General features: G+C 71.9%; 12 protein-coding genes. 6 read left to right on the top strand and 6 right to left on the bottom strand.

Annotated elements, in window-relative coordinates; all coding sequences use genetic code 11:
* Positions 1-32 precede the first annotated feature (32 nt).
* On the bottom strand, positions 33-887 hold the full coding sequence (locus ACFYXM_RS01435) for a class I SAM-dependent methyltransferase (RefSeq protein WP_389285749.1): 855 nt from the start codon (positions 885-887) through the stop codon (positions 33-35).
* Between the two features lie 103 nt (positions 888-990).
* Positions 991-2,193 (bottom strand): bifunctional adenosylcobinamide kinase/adenosylcobinamide-phosphate guanylyltransferase, encoded by a 1,203-nt coding sequence (locus tag ACFYXM_RS01430; protein WP_389285747.1) that lies wholly within the window; start codon positions 2,191-2,193, stop codon positions 991-993.
* A 421-nt stretch (positions 2,194-2,614) separates the two neighbouring features.
* Here ACFYXM_RS01430 and ACFYXM_RS01425 point away from each other — a divergent pair, with 421 nt between their 5' ends.
* On the top strand, positions 2,615-2,833 hold the full coding sequence (locus ACFYXM_RS01425) for a hypothetical protein (protein WP_389285745.1): 219 nt from the start codon (positions 2,615-2,617) through the stop codon (positions 2,831-2,833).
* A 483-nt stretch (positions 2,834-3,316) separates the two neighbouring features.
* On the opposite strand, the gene ACFYXM_RS01420 is transcribed toward ACFYXM_RS01425, so the two are convergent.
* From ACFYXM_RS01420 to ACFYXM_RS01410, 3 genes are all read right to left on the bottom strand, one after another.
* Positions 3,317-4,417 (bottom strand): S1C family serine protease, encoded by a 1,101-nt coding sequence (locus tag ACFYXM_RS01420; RefSeq protein ID WP_389285743.1) that lies wholly within the window; start codon positions 4,415-4,417, stop codon positions 3,317-3,319.
* A gap of 217 nt (positions 4,418-4,634) precedes the next feature.
* Positions 4,635-5,369: a class I SAM-dependent methyltransferase gene (locus ACFYXM_RS01415; protein ID WP_389285931.1), complete on the bottom strand. Its 735-nt coding sequence runs from the start codon at positions 5,367-5,369 to the stop codon at positions 4,635-4,637.
* Between the two features lie 113 nt (positions 5,370-5,482).
* Positions 5,483-6,082, bottom strand: coding sequence for a DUF3043 domain-containing protein (locus ACFYXM_RS01410; protein WP_389285741.1), 600 nt, complete (start codon positions 6,080-6,082; stop codon positions 5,483-5,485).
* A gap of 317 nt (positions 6,083-6,399) precedes the next feature.
* Between ACFYXM_RS01410 and ACFYXM_RS01405 the strand changes: the two genes are divergently transcribed.
* From ACFYXM_RS01405 to ACFYXM_RS01385, 5 genes are all read left to right on the top strand, one after another.
* Positions 6,400-7,182, top strand: a complete 783-nt coding sequence (locus ACFYXM_RS01405) for a PspA/IM30 family protein (RefSeq protein ID WP_073782216.1) — start codon at positions 6,400-6,402, stop codon at positions 7,180-7,182.
* A gap of 9 nt (positions 7,183-7,191) precedes the next feature.
* Complete coding sequence (locus ACFYXM_RS01400) at positions 7,192-7,470, top strand: hypothetical protein (RefSeq protein WP_389285740.1); 279 nt, start codon at positions 7,192-7,194, stop codon at positions 7,468-7,470.
* A 233-nt stretch (positions 7,471-7,703) separates the two neighbouring features.
* Positions 7,704-9,095 carry a sensor histidine kinase gene (locus ACFYXM_RS01395; RefSeq protein WP_389285738.1) on the top strand — a complete coding sequence of 464 codons (1,392 nt, stop codon included), beginning with the start codon at positions 7,704-7,706 and terminating at the stop codon, positions 9,093-9,095.
* Entirely contained in the window at positions 9,092-9,790 is a 699-nt protein-coding gene (locus tag ACFYXM_RS01390; RefSeq protein ID WP_389285736.1) for a response regulator, read from the top strand. The genes ACFYXM_RS01395 and ACFYXM_RS01390 overlap by 4 nt, the downstream gene beginning before the upstream one ends.
* A 250-nt stretch (positions 9,791-10,040) precedes the next feature.
* Complete coding sequence (locus ACFYXM_RS01385; RefSeq protein WP_389285735.1) at positions 10,041-13,184, top strand: efflux RND transporter permease subunit; 3,144 nt, start codon at positions 10,041-10,043, stop codon at positions 13,182-13,184.
* Between the two features lie 401 nt (positions 13,185-13,585).
* On the opposite strand, the gene alaS is transcribed toward ACFYXM_RS01385, so the two are convergent.
* Complete coding sequence (gene alaS, locus ACFYXM_RS01380; protein WP_389285733.1) at positions 13,586-16,243, bottom strand: alanine--tRNA ligase; 2,658 nt, start codon at positions 16,241-16,243, stop codon at positions 13,586-13,588.
* Positions 16,244-16,357 lie beyond the last annotated feature (114 nt).

Here is a 16,357-nt window from a genome sequence, read left to right as displayed (position 1 = left end):
TCGCGGGGCGCGGCATCCGCGCAGCGCTCGCGTCATCGCGGGGCCGGGCCCGTGTCCCCGAAGTCTCCGAACCGCAGCCACGTGATCGCGGGTGTCAGGGCCCGCACCCCCGGCAGCAGCGACTGGAGCCGGATCAGTCCCCCCATCGTGCCCCGCCCGCGCGGCAGCCGCAGGGCTCGCACCTCGGTGATCCCCGGATGGGCGCCGCGCAGCTTGGGCCGCTCGCCGGGGTCCATCGCCCAGCGCATCGGCGGAATGGTCAGCCCGCCGACCCGCCACCGTCCCGTCAGCGTGTACTCGGCCGGCCGGCGGGCCATCGAGTCCAGGACGAGGGCACCGCCGGGCAGCCGCTCGGCACAGGCGGCGAGGATTCCCCGCACCTCCGCCGGACGCAGATACATCAGCAGCCCCTGCGCCGTGACGACGACGCCGCGGCCCCGCGGGTCCTCGATCTCGTCGAGCCAGGCCGGATCGGTCGCCGAGCGGGCCAGGACACGCGACCGGTCCGAGGCCGGCAGCAGCTCCAGGCGCAGTTCGGCGACCTCCGGGAGGTCCACGCTCAGCCAGTTCAGCAGACCGTTGTCGACCCGCCAGAAACCGGTCTCCAGGCCGTCCCCGAGCGCGACCACGGTGGCGCGGGGCCGTTCGGCGAGGTACGCCTGCACGGCCAGGTCGAAGCAGCGCGAACGCAGCCCCTGGAGCTGCGAGTAGAACGCGTTCGGGTGGCCGAACCGCTCCTCGAAGGGGTAGTCCAGCGCCTCCATCAGCCGGAGCGCCATCGGATCGTCCAGCACCGGATAGCACCGTCCCGCCTCGTACGCCCGGTTGTAGAGGGTCCACAGCAGGGTCTCGGGGACCCCGCTCAGCATCGGCCGTATCCGCGCCATGACCGCTCCTCCTCGTCCTGGTCGTTCCCTCGTCCTGGTCGGTCTCCTCGTCCTCTCCTCGCGCACGTCCGTCCGCCCCTGCGTTCCGGCCGCTGTCGTCGCGTCAGCCGCGCAGCGTCAGCACCTGACCGGCCACGACCAGCAGCACCTGTTCGCACTCGTCGGCGAACGCCGCGTTCAACCGCCCCAGTTCGTCCCGGAACCGCCGCCCGGCGGCCGTCGCGGGCACCACGCCCGAGCCGGTCTCGTTGGTCACGGCGACGACCGTGCGGCGCGTCCCGCGCACCGCGGCGACCAGTTCGGCGGTCCGCTCGCGCAGCGCGCTGCGCCCGCCGTCCGCCCACGCCGTGTCGTCCCAGGCGTCCACCCGGTCCATCGCGTCCGTCAGCCACAGCGACAGACAGTCGATCAGCAGCGGGGGGCCGTCCGACTCCAGCAGTTCCACCAGCTCGCAGGTCTCCTCGGTGCGCCAGGCGGCGGGCCTGCGCTCCCGGTGCAGCCCGATCCGGACCGCCCACTCCGTGTCCCCCTCCCGGGTGCCCCCGGTCGCCACGTACACCACCTCGGGGTACGTCTCCAGGCGCCGCTCGGCCTCCACCGACTTCCCGGACCTGGCACCGCCCGTCACCAGGGTGCGCCGGGGCGTCCGGGGCGGCGTCCGGTACTCGCCCACCACCAGCGTCGTCCCGTCCGGCACGGCCCGTGCCCCGGCGGTCGCGAGCCGCCGGTCCAGCTCGGCGCCGGGCGGTGCGTCGTGGCCCACGTGGACGGCGATGATCTCGGTGTGCGGGCCGATCGCCTCGACGGCCCGCAGCCGCGCCACCGCGTCCGGCCGCCCGACCACGTCCCCGGCCACGGCGTCGTACGGCTGCGCCACCCGGTCCGTGAGACCGGACGGCGCCGCGCCCGGCGGCAGGTAGAGCAGCCGGACGCCCTCCGGTCCGGTCACCTCGTAACCGGTCCCCGGGGCGTCCATCGCCACCGCCCGCACCCGGTGTCCGCTGATCAGCGTCAGCTCCCGCCCGTCCGGTACCCGCCCCGCGGGAGGCAGCCCGGCGGGCAGCTCCACGGCGGGCCCGTCGTGCGGATGGGTGAGCAGCACCTGCCGTACCCCGGTGAGCGAGTGGCCCGCGCGGGCTGCGGCGAACACGGCGCCGGGTGTGAGGTCGAGCAGCAGCGCGTCGTCGACCAGCAGCGCGGTCGCCGCCCGCGAACGCGTTCCACGGGCGGTCGCACAGGCGGCACAAGGGCATTCGGGCCTCGGCAGCCCGTCGGGGGCGCCGGTGCCGAGCAGAGTCAGTTCCACGTTCCGATCCTCCCGCGTCCGCGCGGCCGATGCGCGGCCTGGGCGTTCACCGGGCAGACGCACGCCCCGCCCCCGTGCCGGACGCGGGCCCTCGCGGCGCGACCGCCCCGGCCGGGCCGCCGCCGCGAGGGTGCGTGCCGGGCCGCGCGACGGGGCAGACTTCGCCGGGAGGCGGCCCGGGACCTGTCCCCGGACTGCCGTCGTTCGGCCGGAGGCCGGGCCGAGCGGCGTCCGGTGCTTCCCCGGGTTCTCGGTTCTCGGCTTCGCTCGAACAGGGGAGACCCCATTGATCGCAAGGCGGAGGGCCGTCCTCGTACCGGGCGTACGAGGACGTTCCGGCAAGGCCGTGAGTATGCGTGGCAGGCGGCGGTTCGACGACAGGGCCTAGGCTGCGGGCAGCAGAGAGATCCAGGAGGCGGGAATGGCGTGGACATGGCGGTTCGAGAAGTCCGACGGCACGGAGACGGAGCCGGCCCTGCGGCCGGAGGAATTCACCACGCAGGGCGACGCGGAGTCCTGGATCGGTGAGAACTGGAAGGAGCTCCTCGACGGCGGGACGGAGCAGGTGACGCTCTTCGAGGACGCCACCGAGGTCTACGGACCCATGAGCCTCGACGCCGAGCGGGCGGAACAGGGCTGACCGCGCCTTCCCCGGCCCCGGGCGGCCCCGGCCCCGGCACGTGACGACGAGCGCGGCCGGCTGAAGCACGGCACGGTCCGAGGCGCGGCCGGTCGCGCGGCCCGTACCAGGAGATCGTCCGCCACCGGGAGATCGTCCGTCGGCCCGGCCCGGCCCGGCCCGCCACGACCGTACGGCCCGGAGCGGGCCGCACGGTCGCGGTGCCGCCGGGTCCGGTACGCGGTCACGTCCGACGGGCCGAAGGGCCGGGCCCTTTCCTCGCGGCGGGGCCGCCCGGCGCGCCGCCCGGCGGCAGTTCGACGGCACGGGTCAATACACCTAGGGCGTGTTTCGAAAGTCCCGTCCGGCCCGCGACACCTGGCACGGCGCCTCGCCACGTTGTCGGGGTCGTCCACGTATGCCCAGTACGTGGACGCCCCTCCGCCTTGCGATGCACCGCACCGGACGCCGCGGGCTGGTCCGCCACGGATTACGGGACAGCCCTTAGATCTCGCCCAGCGTGACCCGGGCCGTCGTCACCCGCCCGTTGCGCTGGTACGTCACCGTGACCTTCTGGCCGGGCTTGTCCGAGGCCAGCGTCTCCGACAGGGAGGTGATCGTCGTGATCGGTGTGTCATCGATCCTGGTGATGACATCGCCGGTCCGCAGCCCCGCCTTCTCCGCGGCTCCGCCTCTCATCACCACCACCAGTGCCACCCCGGCCGGCTGGTAGTTCTGGTCGACGACCGTGCGCCCGGTGATGTTCAGGGCGGCCCGGCCGGAGTCGACGACCCGGCCGTACCTGATGATCTGGTCGGCGATCGTCTTCACCATCGACGCCGGGATCGCGAACCCGATCCCCGGCGCCGCGCCGCCGCCCAGATCGGGGTCCGTCGCCGCCAGTGTCGGGATGCCGATCACCTCGCTGTTCAGGTTGACCAGCGCGCCCCCGCTGTTCCCCGGGTTGATCGCGGCCGAGGTCTGCACCATGTTCGCGATCGTCGCGCCGGTCCCGCCGCCCGAGCTGCTCTCGCTGACGGTCCGGCCGACCGCGGAGACGATGCCCTGGGTGACGCTCGACGACAGACCGAGCGGCGAGCCCATCGCCAGCACGATCTGCCCCACCTCGACCTTCTCCGATTCGCCGAACGTGGCGGGCCTCAGCCCCTTCGGCACGGTGTCGAGCTTGATGACGGCCAGATCCTGTTCGGGGTACGCGGCCACCAGCGAGGCGCCCTGGGCCTTCTCGCCGGTGGCGACCGTGACCCGGAACCGCCGCTCCGTGCCGACCACGTGGGCGTTGGTGACGATATGGCCCTTGGAGTCGTAGACGACGCCGGAGCCCAGGCTGTTGGACGCCTGGATCTGTACGACCGACGGCAGCACGTTCTTGATCACGGCCTCGTACTGGGCCTGGAGATCGTCGCCGTCGCCGGACGGCTGGGACACGGAGCCCTGCCGCGACGAGGCCGTCGTGGTGACGCCGGGCTCGGATGACCCGGAGCCTCCGCCCGAACAGCCGCTCACCAGGGCGATCGCGCAGAGACCCGTGGTCAGGGGGAGCAGCAGCCGACGCGAGCGCTGGCGGGAGTGGAATGCGTCCATGTCCGGATCATCGCCTCGCCACCCGCCGACGGCCCGCCGGGTTCCGCCGACCGGGTGCCCCACCAGGGTCGAGCGGAGCGACCGATCCGGCCGCTCACCAGGGACGACGCACAAGACGACGGCTCCGGCCCCGCACCGCCGGTAGCGGTCGCGCACCGTGGGCGGCAGACCCGGTCGCGCACAGCTGTCCGCGGTCCCGCACCGTGCGCGGCCGTTCTCAGCCGCGCACTCCGCACAGATGCAGCAGCGCGGCCACCCGGCGGTAGGGATCCGTCCGCCCGGCCCGGTCCTCCGCGGCCAGCAGCCGCTCCAGCTCGGTGGCGGCCGGCAGCTCCACGTCGTTGCTCACGTTGTCCGTGAAGACGCGCACCCCGTACCAGGCGTGCAGGGGCGCCGCGATCCCGGCGAGCGTGGCGGTCAGGGCGTCCAGCCGGTCGGCGCGGACCGTGAGACCGAGCCGGTTGGTGTACGTGTCCGTCTCGAAGGCGTCCAGCGCCGCGTCCCAGTCGCCGGCGTCGCCGGGGCGCATCGCGAGCGCGTCGGCGTTCCGTACGAGCAGCGAGAGCAGTCCGCCGGGGGCCAGCATCCGGGCCAGACCGGCCAGCATCGCGTCCGGCTCCCGGACGTACATCAGCACGCCGTGGCAGAGCACCACGTCGAAACTGCCGGGCAGGAAGTGCACCCCGGTCTCCAGGCCGTCGCCCTCTATCAGCCGGACCCGTTCGCGGATGCCCGCAGGCTCGCCGCCGAGCGCCTCGCGCGCCACCCGCAGCATCTCGGCGTCCGACTCCAGGCCCGTCACGGTGTGGCCGGCCCTGGCCAGACGCAGTGCCTGGGTGCCCTGCCCCATGCCGACGTCGAGGACGCGCAGCCGCTGACCGACCGGGAAGCGGGACGCGATCTGCTCGTCGAGCTGGCGGGCGACGAGCTCCTGGCGGACCGTGTTGCGCAGTCCCCCGAGCCCCTTCAGCCATGCCGAGGGCGCTCCCGAGAAACCGGTGACGGGGGCGATGTCGCCCGGCGGGCCGGCGGGTGGACCGCCGACCGTTCCGGAGGTGTCTGCGCTCAGGGTCGTTCTCCGCGCTTGACCTGCGGCTTCGGCAGCCGGAGCCGGCGCATCTGGAGGGTGCGCATCAGCCCGTACGCGACCGCGCCGCGCTTGGGGGTGTCGGGGAAGCGGGCGTTCAGCTGCTTGCGCATACGGAACGCCAGGCCGATCGAGTCGACGACGATCAGCACGATCACGAAGAGCCAGAGCAGCAGCGAGATGGTCTGGATGTTCGGCACCTGGATCACGCTGAGGATCAGAATGATCACGGCCATCGGCAGGAAGAACTCCGCGACGCAGAAACGCGAGTCCACGAAGTCGCGCACGAAGCGGCGCACCGGCCCCTTGTCGCGAACCGGCAGATAGCGCTCGTCGCCGTTGGCCAGCGCCTCGCGCTGCCGCGCCAGGTCCGCACGGCGCGCCTCGCGCTGCCGCCGCACGGCCTCCTTGCGGTCCAGCGGCGCGCCGCTGGAGGCACGACGGCGCTGCGACTGGGCCTCGCTGCGCTTGGGGGTGGGGCGACCCTTGGGGGCCTGCGGGTCGCGGGGCTGCTTGGAGAGGTCCGCCGTCACCTTGCCGGTGGGCGCCTTCTCTTCCTTCGAACGGCTACGGAACACAAGGCCCAAGGGTACGGGGTCGCTCGCCGCGTCCCCAGGCCGGTCGGGAACGATCCGGCAACGGACCGCGTCCTCACGGGCGTCACCGGGGGTTTCCACGCCCGGATACGGCGGCGGTGTCCCGGATGTCGCGGCGGCCCCCGGACGCGCCCTACTCCCTGGGCCGGACCGGTGACCGGGCGCAGTCGTCCTTGGGGAGGAGCACATCGGTGCTCGAACAGTGCGGTAATAGAGGTAGGGCCCGTACTGTGGGTTCTGTATGGAGTGCTGGAGCTCAGTCCGTCAGAAGGGGGCGCGCGAAGCCCATGAGCGGTGTCATGAAGCGTATGGGGATGATCTTCCGCGCGAAGGCGAACAAGGCCCTTGACCGGGCCGAGGATCCGCGCGAGACCCTCGATTACTCGTATCAGAAGCAGCTGGAGCTGCTGCAGAAGGTGCGTCGCGGGGTCGCCGACGTGGCCACCTCGCGCAAGCGGCTGGAACTGCAGCTGAACCAGCTGCAGGGGCAGTCCGCCAAGCTGGAGGACCAGGGCCGCAAGGCGCTCGCGCTCGGCCGGGAGGACCTGGCCCGCGAGGCGCTGTCCCGGCGCGCCGCGCTCCAGCAGCAGGTCACCGACCTGGAGACGCAGCATTCCACGCTGCAGGGCGAGGAGGAGAAGCTGACCCTCGCCGCCCAGCGGCTCCAGGCCAAGGTCGACGCCTTCCGCACCAAGAAGGAGACCATCAAGGCCACCTACACCGCCGCCCAGGCGCAGACCCGGATCGGCGAGGCGTTCTCCGGTATCTCGGAGGAGATGGGTGACGTCGGTCTGGCGATCCAGCGGGCCGAGGACAAGACCCAGCAGCTCCAGGCCCGGGCCGGCGCGATCGACGAACTGCTCGCGTCCGGCGCCCTGGACGACCCGACCGGCACGGCCAAGGACGACATCGCGGCCGAGCTGGACCGGATCTCCGGTGGTACGGACGTGGAGCTGGAGCTCCAGCGCATGAAGGCCGAGCTGGCCGGCGGCTCCGCCCCGCAGCAGGCGATCGAGGGCGGCCCGCAGGACGCGGCACAGCGGCAGGCGTCCCAGTCCCCGCACAAGTTCGACAAGAGCTGAGGCAGCGTCATGATCGTACGGATCATGGGGGAGGGCCAGGTCGCCCTGGCCGACAGTCATCTCGCCGAGCTCGACGCGCTCGACGACGAACTGCTGACCGAGATGGAGAGCGGCGACGGCCCGGCCTTCCGTTCCACCCTCCACGCGCTCCTGGACAAGGTGCGCGAACTCGGTGCGCCGTTGCCGGACGACTCCCTGGAACCGTCCGATCTGATCCTGCCGTCGCCCGACGCGACTCTCGAAGAGGTGCGCGCGATGCTCCATGACGAGGGTCTGATCCCCGGCTGACACGCGCGCCCCTCGCCCTCCAGTACCGGCACGACCCCGTACCCGCACGGGCACGGGGTCGTACCGCGCGCATCCGTGCCGCACGGGCCCGTGTCCGTACACGTCAGCCCGTCGGCCCGCGCGTCGGCTCGTGCCCCGGGTCGCCGGTCCGCCGGGGACCCGGGGCACGGTCGTGTCCGGAACCTTCCGGGACCGGGCCGGACCATGCGCGACACGCCGTAACGTAGCCCGACGTGACCACCCTCGGAACCGGCGTTCCGCGTGCCCGGAACTGGCTGCGCGACCATCCCCTGGCCATGGACGCCGCGCTCGCGCTGGCCGCCCTCCTGACCATGCTCACCGTGTCGTTCGTCCATCCCGGCGTGCCCGAGGGCTCGGGCATCGACACCCGCAGCCCGGACACCGGCGATGTGCTGCTGATGGCGATCGGTGCCGTGGCGCTGGTCTGGCGGCGGCATCACCCCATGGCGGTGCTGGTCGTCACCACCGTGCCGTCTGTCGTCGAGCTGGTGATCTCCGATCCGCCCTCGCCCGTGGTGATGACCAACGCCATCGCGCTGTACACCGTCGCCGCGCGCACCGACCGGCCCACCACCTGGCGGGTCGGCCTGCTCATGGCGGTCGCGCTGACCGCCACGGCCATGTGCTTCGGCGCCGGACCCTGGTACGGGCAGGAGAACTTCGGGGTCTTCGCCTGGATCGGCATGGCCTGCACCGCAGGTGACGCCGTCCGTTCCCGGCGCGCCTTCGTCGACGCGATCAGGGAGCGCGCCGAACGCGCCGAGCGGACCCGGGACGAGGAGGCCCGGCGCCGGGTGGCGGAGGAGCGGCTGCGGATCGCCCGCGACCTGCACGACGTGGTCGCCCACCACATCGCGCTCGTCAACGTGCAGGCGGGGGTGGCCGCCCATGTCATGGACCGGCGCCCCGACCAGGCCAAGGAGGCGCTGGCCCACGTCCGGGAGGCCAGCCGGTCCGCGCTCGACGAACTCCGGGCCACCGTCGGCCTGTTGCGGCAGTCCGGCGACCCGGCCGCGCCGACCGAACCGGCCCCCGGGCTCGCGGTCCTCGACGAACTGGTGGACACCGTGCGGCGGGCCGGCCTCGCCGTGGAAGTGGCCTGTGCGGACGGGCGGCCCACACTGCCCGCGGCCGTCGACCTGGCCGCGTACCGGGTGATCCAGGAGGCCCTGACCAACGTCCGCAAGCACGCGGGTCCGGGAGCGAAGGCCGAGATCAGCGTCGTACGCGTCGGAGCCGTCGTGGAGATCACCGTGATCGACAACGGACCGGGCGGCGGAGGTCACGATGCGCGCGGCGATGGACCCGACTCGGGCGGTGGACCCGACGCGCGTGGCGGTGGACATGACTCGCGTGGCGGTGGACATGACTCGCGTGGTGGCGGTGGCGGCGGTCATGGCCTGCTCGGCATGCGGGAACGCGTCACCGCGCTCGGCGGCACCCTCACCGCCGGGCCCCGCTACGGCGGCGGATTCCGCGTCCATGCGATCCTGCCCGTCGAGGCCCGTACGGCGGAGCCGGACGAACGGCACGCACCGGGCATCACGGGTGCGGCGGGAGCCGCGGGCCGGACCGGCCGGACGGGGGAGGACGAGAACGCATGACACCGCCCATCAGGGTGCTGCTCGTGGACGACCAGGCACTGCTGCGCAGCGCGTTCCGGGTGCTGGTCGACTCGGAGACCGACATGGAGGTGGTCGGGGAGGCGGCGGACGGCGCCCAGGCCGTGGAACTCGCCCGCTCGACCCGCGCCGACGTGGTGCTGATGGACATCCGGATGCCCGGCACGGACGGCCTCGCCGCGACCCGCCTGATCAGCGCCGACCCGGAACTGACGGGCGTGCGGGTCGTCATGCTCACCACCTTCGAGGTCGACGAGTACGTGGTGCAGTCGTTGCGGGCCGGGGCGTCCGGATTCCTCGGGAAGGGCGCGGAGCCGGACGAACTCCTCGCCGCCATCCGTATCGCGGCCGCGGGCGAGGCTCTCCTCTCACCGGCCGCGACCAAGGGCCTGATCGCCACCTTCCTCGCGCAGGGCGGCGGTTCGGGCGGCGGCGAGGGGGCGCGCGCCACCGAGTACTCCGAGCGGCTCTCCGCGCTCACCGGCCGGGAACGCGAGGTCCTCGTCCTCGTCGCGGGCGGGCATTCCAACGACGAGATCGCCGAACGGCTCGCCGTCAGCCCACTCACCGTCAAGACCCATGTGAACCGGGCGATGGCGAAGCTCGGCGCGCGGGACCGGGCGCAGTTGGTGGTCATTGCGTACGAATCGGGACTGGTGCGGCCCCGCGCGGAATGAGGCGCAGCCCGGGTGGGGCGGCCTGTCGCGGGGGCGGGTGCTCCCAGGGGTGGAGCGGCAGTCCGCCCGGGGTGCGGCGAGGGGTGGAGAAACGACGTACTCCAGCTGCGGTATGCGGAGCATAAGAAGGCGACCCAGGGGCCGAGGCTTCCGAGTCTGGCCATGAGGGATCGTGTACGTGGGCCGGGTCCGTCCCCCAGCCACCCGCCGCCCACCTGCCGCGCAAGCCACAGAAGAGAGACCACCACCCATGTCCTGGCTGTCCAGATTCAGCCTCGCGCAACGGGCCCTGATCGGACTGATATCGATCGTCGCCCTCGTCTTCGGCGCGATCGCGATACCGCAGCTCAAGCAGCAGCTGCTGCCCACCATCGACCTTCCGATGGTGTCGGTGCTCGCCCCCTACCAGGGCGCGTCGCCCGACGTGGTCGAGAAGCAGGTCGTCGAACCGCTCGAGAACTCCATCAAGGCGGTCGACGGCGTCACCGGCATCACCTCGACCGCGAGCGAGGGCAACGCCGTCATCATGGCGTCCTTCGATTTCGGCAGCGAGGGCACCAAGCAGCTCGTCGCCGACATCCAGCAGGCGGTGAACCGCGCCCGGGCCCAACTGCCCGACACCGTGGACCCGCAGGTCGTGGCCGGTTCGTCGGACGACATGCCGACCGTCGTCCTCGCCGTCACCTCCGACAAGGACCAGCAGGCGCTCGCCGACCAGCTCGACCGCACCGTCGTTCCCGCGCTGGAGGACATCGAGGGCGTCGGCCAGGTCTCCGTGAGCGGTGTGCGGGACCTCCAGGTCTCCGTCACCCCCGACGCCCAGAAGCTCGCGGCGTCCGGTCTGAACGCCATGACGCTCTCCCAGGCGCTCAAGGCGGGCGGGGCGACGATCCCGGCCGGTTCCTTCTCCGAGTCGGGCAAGAGCCGCACCGTCCAGGTGGGCGGGCAGTTCACGTCCCTGAAGCAGATCGAGGACCTGCGGGTCACCGCGACGGACCCGGCCACGGGCAAGTCCGGCAAGGCCGTCCGGGTCGGTGACGTCGCCACCGTGAAGCAGGAGCCGGCCACCGCGGACTCCCTCACCCGCACCAACGGCCGTCCGAGCCTCGCCGTGATGGCCACGATGGACAAGGACGGCAGCGCCGTCGCCATCTCGGACACCGTCAAGGACAAGCTCCCCGACCTGCGGGGGGACCTCGGTTCCGGTGCCGAGCTGACCATCGTCTCCGACCAGGGCCCCGCCGTCTCCAAGGCCATCTCCGGCCTCACCACCGAGGGCGCGCTCGGCCTGGTCTTCGCCGTCGTGGTGATCCTGTTCTTCCTCGCCTCGCTGCGCTCCACGCTGGTCACGGCGGTCTCCATCCCGCTCTCCGTGGTCCTCGCGCTGCTCGTGCTCTGGACCCGCGACCTGTCGCTCAACATGCTCACCCTCGGCGCGCTGACCATCGCGATCGGCCGCGTCGTCGACGACTCGATCGTGGTCCTGGAGAACATCAAGCGCCACCTCGGCTACGGCGAGGAACGCCGGACGGCGATCATCACCGCCGTCAAGGAAGTGGCCGGCGCGGTCACCTCCTCGACCCTCACCACGGTCGCCGTGTTCCTGCCGATCGGTCTCGTCGGCGGCATGGTCGGCGAACTCTTCGGCTCGTTCTCGCTGACCGTCACCGCGGCCCTGCTGGCGTCCCTGCTGGTCTCGCTGACCGTCGTCCCCGTCCTGTCGTACTGGTTCCTGCGCGCTCCCAAGGGCACCTCGCAGGACCCGGACGAGGCCCGCCGCCAGGCCGAGGAGCAGGAATCCCGCAGCCGGCTCCAGCGGCTGTACGTCCCGGTCCTGCGGTTCGCCACCCGGCGCCGGATCACCAGCATCGTCATCGCGTTCGCGGTGCTGTTCGGCACCTTCGGCATGGCGCCGCTGCTCAAGACCAATTTCTTCGACCCGGGCGAGCAGGAGGTCCTGTCCGTCACGCAGAAGCTGGCCCCCGGCACCAGCCTGGCGACCACGGACGCGGCGGCCAAGAAGGTCGAGAAGGTCCTCAAGGAGGAGAAGGGCGTCAAGGACTACCAGGTCACCGTCGGTTCCTCCGGCTTCATGGCGGCCTTCGGCGGCGGCACGGGCGCCAACCAGGCGTCCTACCAGATCACCCTGAAGGACGCGGGCGACGCCGAGGCCGTACGCAAGCGCCTGGAGACGGAGTTCGGCAAGCTCGACGGCATCGGCGACACCACCCTCTCGGCGGGCAACGGCTTCGGCAGCCAGGATCTCGCCGTGGTGGTCAAGGCCGCCGACGCGGACGTCCTGAAGAAGGCGTCCGAGCAGGTACGAGCCGAGGTCGCCGAGCTGAAGGACGTCACCGACGTCCAGAGCGACCTCGCGCAGAGCGTCCCCAGGATCTCCGTCAAGGCCAACGCCAAGGCGGCGGACGCCGGCTTCGACCAGACCACGCTGGGCGCGGTCGTCGCCGGAGCGGTGAGCGGCACCCCGGCCGGCAAGGCGATCATGGGTGACACCGAGCGCGACGTCGTCGTCACCTCCGCCCACCCGGCTACCACGATGGCCGAGCTGAAGAAGCTCCCCCTCGGCCCGGTCACGCTCGGCCGGATCGCGGACGTCGAACTGGTCCCCGGCCCGGTCTCGAAGACCCGTATCGACGGCCAGCGCGCGGCGACCATCACGGCCCGCCCGGTCGGTGACAACACCGGCGCGATCGGCACCGAGCTCCAGAGCAGGATCAACGCCCTGAAGCTCCCGGACGGCGCCACGGCCACCATCGGTGGTCTCTCCGAGGACCAGAGCGACGCGTTCCTGAAGCTCGGCCTCGCCATGCTGGCCGCGATCGCGATCGTGTTCATGCTGCTCGTGGCGACCTTCCGGTCCCTCGTCCAGCCGCTGATCCTCCTGGTCTCCATCCCGTTCGCGGCCACCGGCGCGCTCGGCCTGCTCGTCCTCACCGGCACCCCGATGGGCGTCCCGGCGATGATCGGCATGCTGATGCTCATCGGCATCGTGGTCACCAACGCGATCGTGCTGATCGACCTGATCAACCAGTACCGCGCCCAGGGCCTGGGCATCGTCGAGGCGATCGTCGAGGGCGGCCGTCACCGCCTCCGCCCGATCCTGATGACGGCACTCGCGACGATCTTCGCCCTGCTCCCGATGGCGCTCGGCGTCACCGGCGAGGGCGGCTTCATCTCGCAGCCGCTCGCGGTGGTGGTGATCGGCGGTCTGGTCACCTCGACGCTGCTGACGCTGCTCCTGGTGCCGACGCTCTACGCGATGGTCGAACTCCGCAAGGAGCGCCGCGCGAAGAAGAAGGCGGCCGGGCGTGCCGGGAAGACGGGCACCCCGGCCCCGACCGAGGAGACGCGCACGGCGGAGCCGTCGGGCGTGTAGCGGATCTGCCGAGAACGGCGACGGCCTGTCCCACGGATATTCGTGGGACAGGCCGTCGCCGTTGTGCCTGCCGCTACTTGAGGAGGGCGACGAAGTCGTTCCATGCGGGGGCGGAGATGAGGAGTGCGGGGCCGGTCGTCCGCTTTGAGGAATCCGCGTCGCAGGTTCGACGGTGCATCCGCGCTGCTGGGCGATCTCGCTGAAGGCGTCGTGCTCGCGCTGCCAGGCAACCGCCCGGTCGGCCGCTGTCCGACAGATGTACTCCTCGGTGGAAACACCCAGGACGGCCGCATGGGCGTCGATCGCCGCCTGTTCTCGTGGGGGTGAACGTCATCGCGGGTCCTCCCTGGGGCCGGCGGGCCCGCCCAGCGGGGGTCTGAGCGGGCATGCCATGTCCGGCGTTATCGGTCGCCGAGCAGGGCGGTGGCGTCCTCGGCCGCGGTGGTGAGGGCCTGGTCGAGGTGTTCGGGGCGGCGTCCGCCGGCGCTGGCGAGGGCGCCTGTGCCGCCGCCTCCGCCGCCGACCGTCTTCGCGGCGCGGGCGATGACCTGCGCGGCCTGGACGCCTCGGCCGAGCAGGTGAGGCGAGATGGCCGCGACGAGCAGGGCCTTCCCGGAGTGCTCCAGAGCCAGGATCACGACCGCGGGCCCGGCCGGCAGGTGGGCCAGGGTCTCGGAGGCCAGTTGCCGCAGCTCGTCCGGCGTGATGCCGGTGACCTTCTGAGCGAGGAGCTGGCCGCCGCTGGCAGGGCGGGCCGTGCTGGCGAGCCGCGCGGCTTGGGAACGCAGTTCAGCAGCCCGCAGCTGCCCCAGCTCCGCCTGGGCGGTGGCGAGGGCGTCCAAGCGCTTACGCAGGGCGTCGGGAGCCTCGGTGGGGCGGGTACCGAGCAGGCCGGCGAGCTCATTCAGCAGCCGCCGTTCGGTGTCCAGGTGGCGGAGGGTGCCGTGGCCGGTGAGGGCCTCGACGCGGCGGAGGTTGGAGCCGATCGAGGACTCGCTGAGGAGGCGGAAGGCGCCGACCTGGGAGCCGTGGGCGACGTGGGTGCCACCGCAGAGCTCGCGGGAGAAGTCGCCGATGTCGACGATGCGGACCCTGTCGCCGTACTTCTCTCCGAACAGCGCGATGGCGCCCGCGGCCTCGGCCTCAGCTCGGTTGGCACGCCAGGCCCGAACTTCCGGGTCGTCGAGGACGTGGCCGTTGACGGCCGTCTCGATTTCCTGGAGCTGGTCGGGGGTGAGCGCGGCGAAGTGCGCGAAGTCGAAGCGGAGCCGGTCGGGTTCGACGAGGGAGCCCTGCTGGCGGGCGTGATCGCCGAGGGTGGCCATGACGACGGCGTGCAGGATGTGGGTGGCCGAGTGCGACCGCATCAGACCGGCCCGGCGCCCGGTGTCCACGACGGCTTCGCCGGTGGCACCGGTGCGGAGCTCGCCCTGAAGGACGCGGGCGGTGTGGATGCGGAAGCCTTCCAGGCCGTAGCGGGTGTCGGTGATCTTCAGTCGGCTGCCGTTGCTCATGGTGAGGGTCCCGGTGTCGCCGATCTGTCCGCCGGCCTCGGCATAGAAGGGCGAGCGGTCGAGTACCAGCTCGACCTCGCTGCCTTCGCCGACGTTGTTGACGGTGGTGCCGCCGGAGATGAGGCCGGTGACGGTGGCCTCCGCGGTCAGCTGCTCATAGCCGAGGAACTCTGTCCTCGGGAGGCGGGCAGCCAGCTCGCGGTAGGTGTCCATCTTGCGCAGGGCCTCGGCGGTCTTGGCCTTACCGCCGGCCTTCGCCCGCTTCTTCTGCTCGTCCAGCAGCGCGGCAAAGTAGCCCTCGTCGACGGTTAGCCCGGCGTCGCGGGCGGCCTCGACGGTCAGTTCGAGGGGGAAGCCGTAGGTGTCTGCGAGCTCGAACACGGTCTCTCCCGGCAGGGCGGCCGAGCCGCTGTGCTGGGTGCGGCTGATCGCGGCGTCCAGCAGTCTCGTGCCCTGGGCCAGGGTCCGGGTGAAGGATTCCTCCTCGGCGGTGACGACCCGCTCGATCAGCGCGGCCTGGGCCGTCAGCTCGGGCCAGATGCTGCCGAGGTTGCCGATCACCGAGGCGGTCGCGGCGGGCAGGACGGGTCGGCCGATGCCGAGCAGACGCGCGTGGCGGATCGCGCGGCGCATCAGACGGCGCAGGACGTAGCCGCGGCCGTCCTTGGCAGGCAGGACGCCGTCGGCGATCAGGAACGCGATGGAGCGGGCGTGCTCGGTGACGACCTGGAAGGACACCTTCTCCTCGCCCTCGGCCGGGCAGGGCCGTCCGGCGAGGTCCTGGACGGTGTGGAAGGTGGGCAGGAGCAGGTCGGTGGTGCAGACGTTCTGGGCGTCCTGGAGGATCGCGGCGAGCCGGTCCAGGCCGAGGCCGGTGTCGACGCCTTTACGGGCGAGCTCGCCGAGGACGGGGAAGTTGCCCTTCTTGTCGCCCTCGCCGCGCTGGAACTGCATGAAGACCAGGTTCCAGATCTCGACGTAGCGTTCGCCGTCGATGGCAGGGCCGCCCTCTTTGCCGAAGGCGGGGCCGCGGTCGTAGTTGACCTCCGAGCAGGGGCCGCAGGGGCCGGGGACGCCCATGGACCAGTAGTTGTCTTCCATGCCGAGCCGCTGGATGCGGGAGGCGGGGACGCCGATGCGGCGCCAGAGGTGCTCGGCCTCGTCGTCGTCCTCGAAGACGGTGATCCAGAGCTTGTCCTTCTCCAGGTCATAGCACTCGGTGAGGAGTTCCCAGGCGAAGGCGATGGTGTCTTCCTTGAAGTAGTCGCCGAAGGAGAAGTTGCCCATCATCTCGAAGAACGTCGCGTGCCGGTTGGTACGGCCGACGTTGTCGATGTCGGAGGTGCGGGCACACTTCTGGATGCTGGTGGCGCGGGGGAACGGCGGGGTGGTCTCGCCCAGGAAGTAGGGCTTGAACTGGTTCATCCCGGCGTTGGCCAGCAGCAGGGTCGGGTCGTCCGGGACCAGCGGGCTGGACGGGACCAGCTGGTGGCCGCGGGAGGTGAAGAAGTCGGTGAAGGTCTGACGGATCTGCGTCGAGCGCATGGCGGAATGGCCTCACGGAAGAGTCGCGAAAGGTGGTGGGGGAAGATCACACGCCGAGCCGGGCCGAGAACTAGGACTGAGAGGGTTCTCAGTTCTCCAGCTCGACGCAGATAG

It is taken from the genome of Streptomyces sp. NPDC002476, from assembly GCF_042889785.1.
GTDB lineage: Bacteria > Actinomycetota > Actinomycetes > Streptomycetales > Streptomycetaceae > Streptomyces.
Note: the sequence above shows the minus strand (reverse complement) of the source record. Positions and strands in the feature narration are given on the sequence as shown.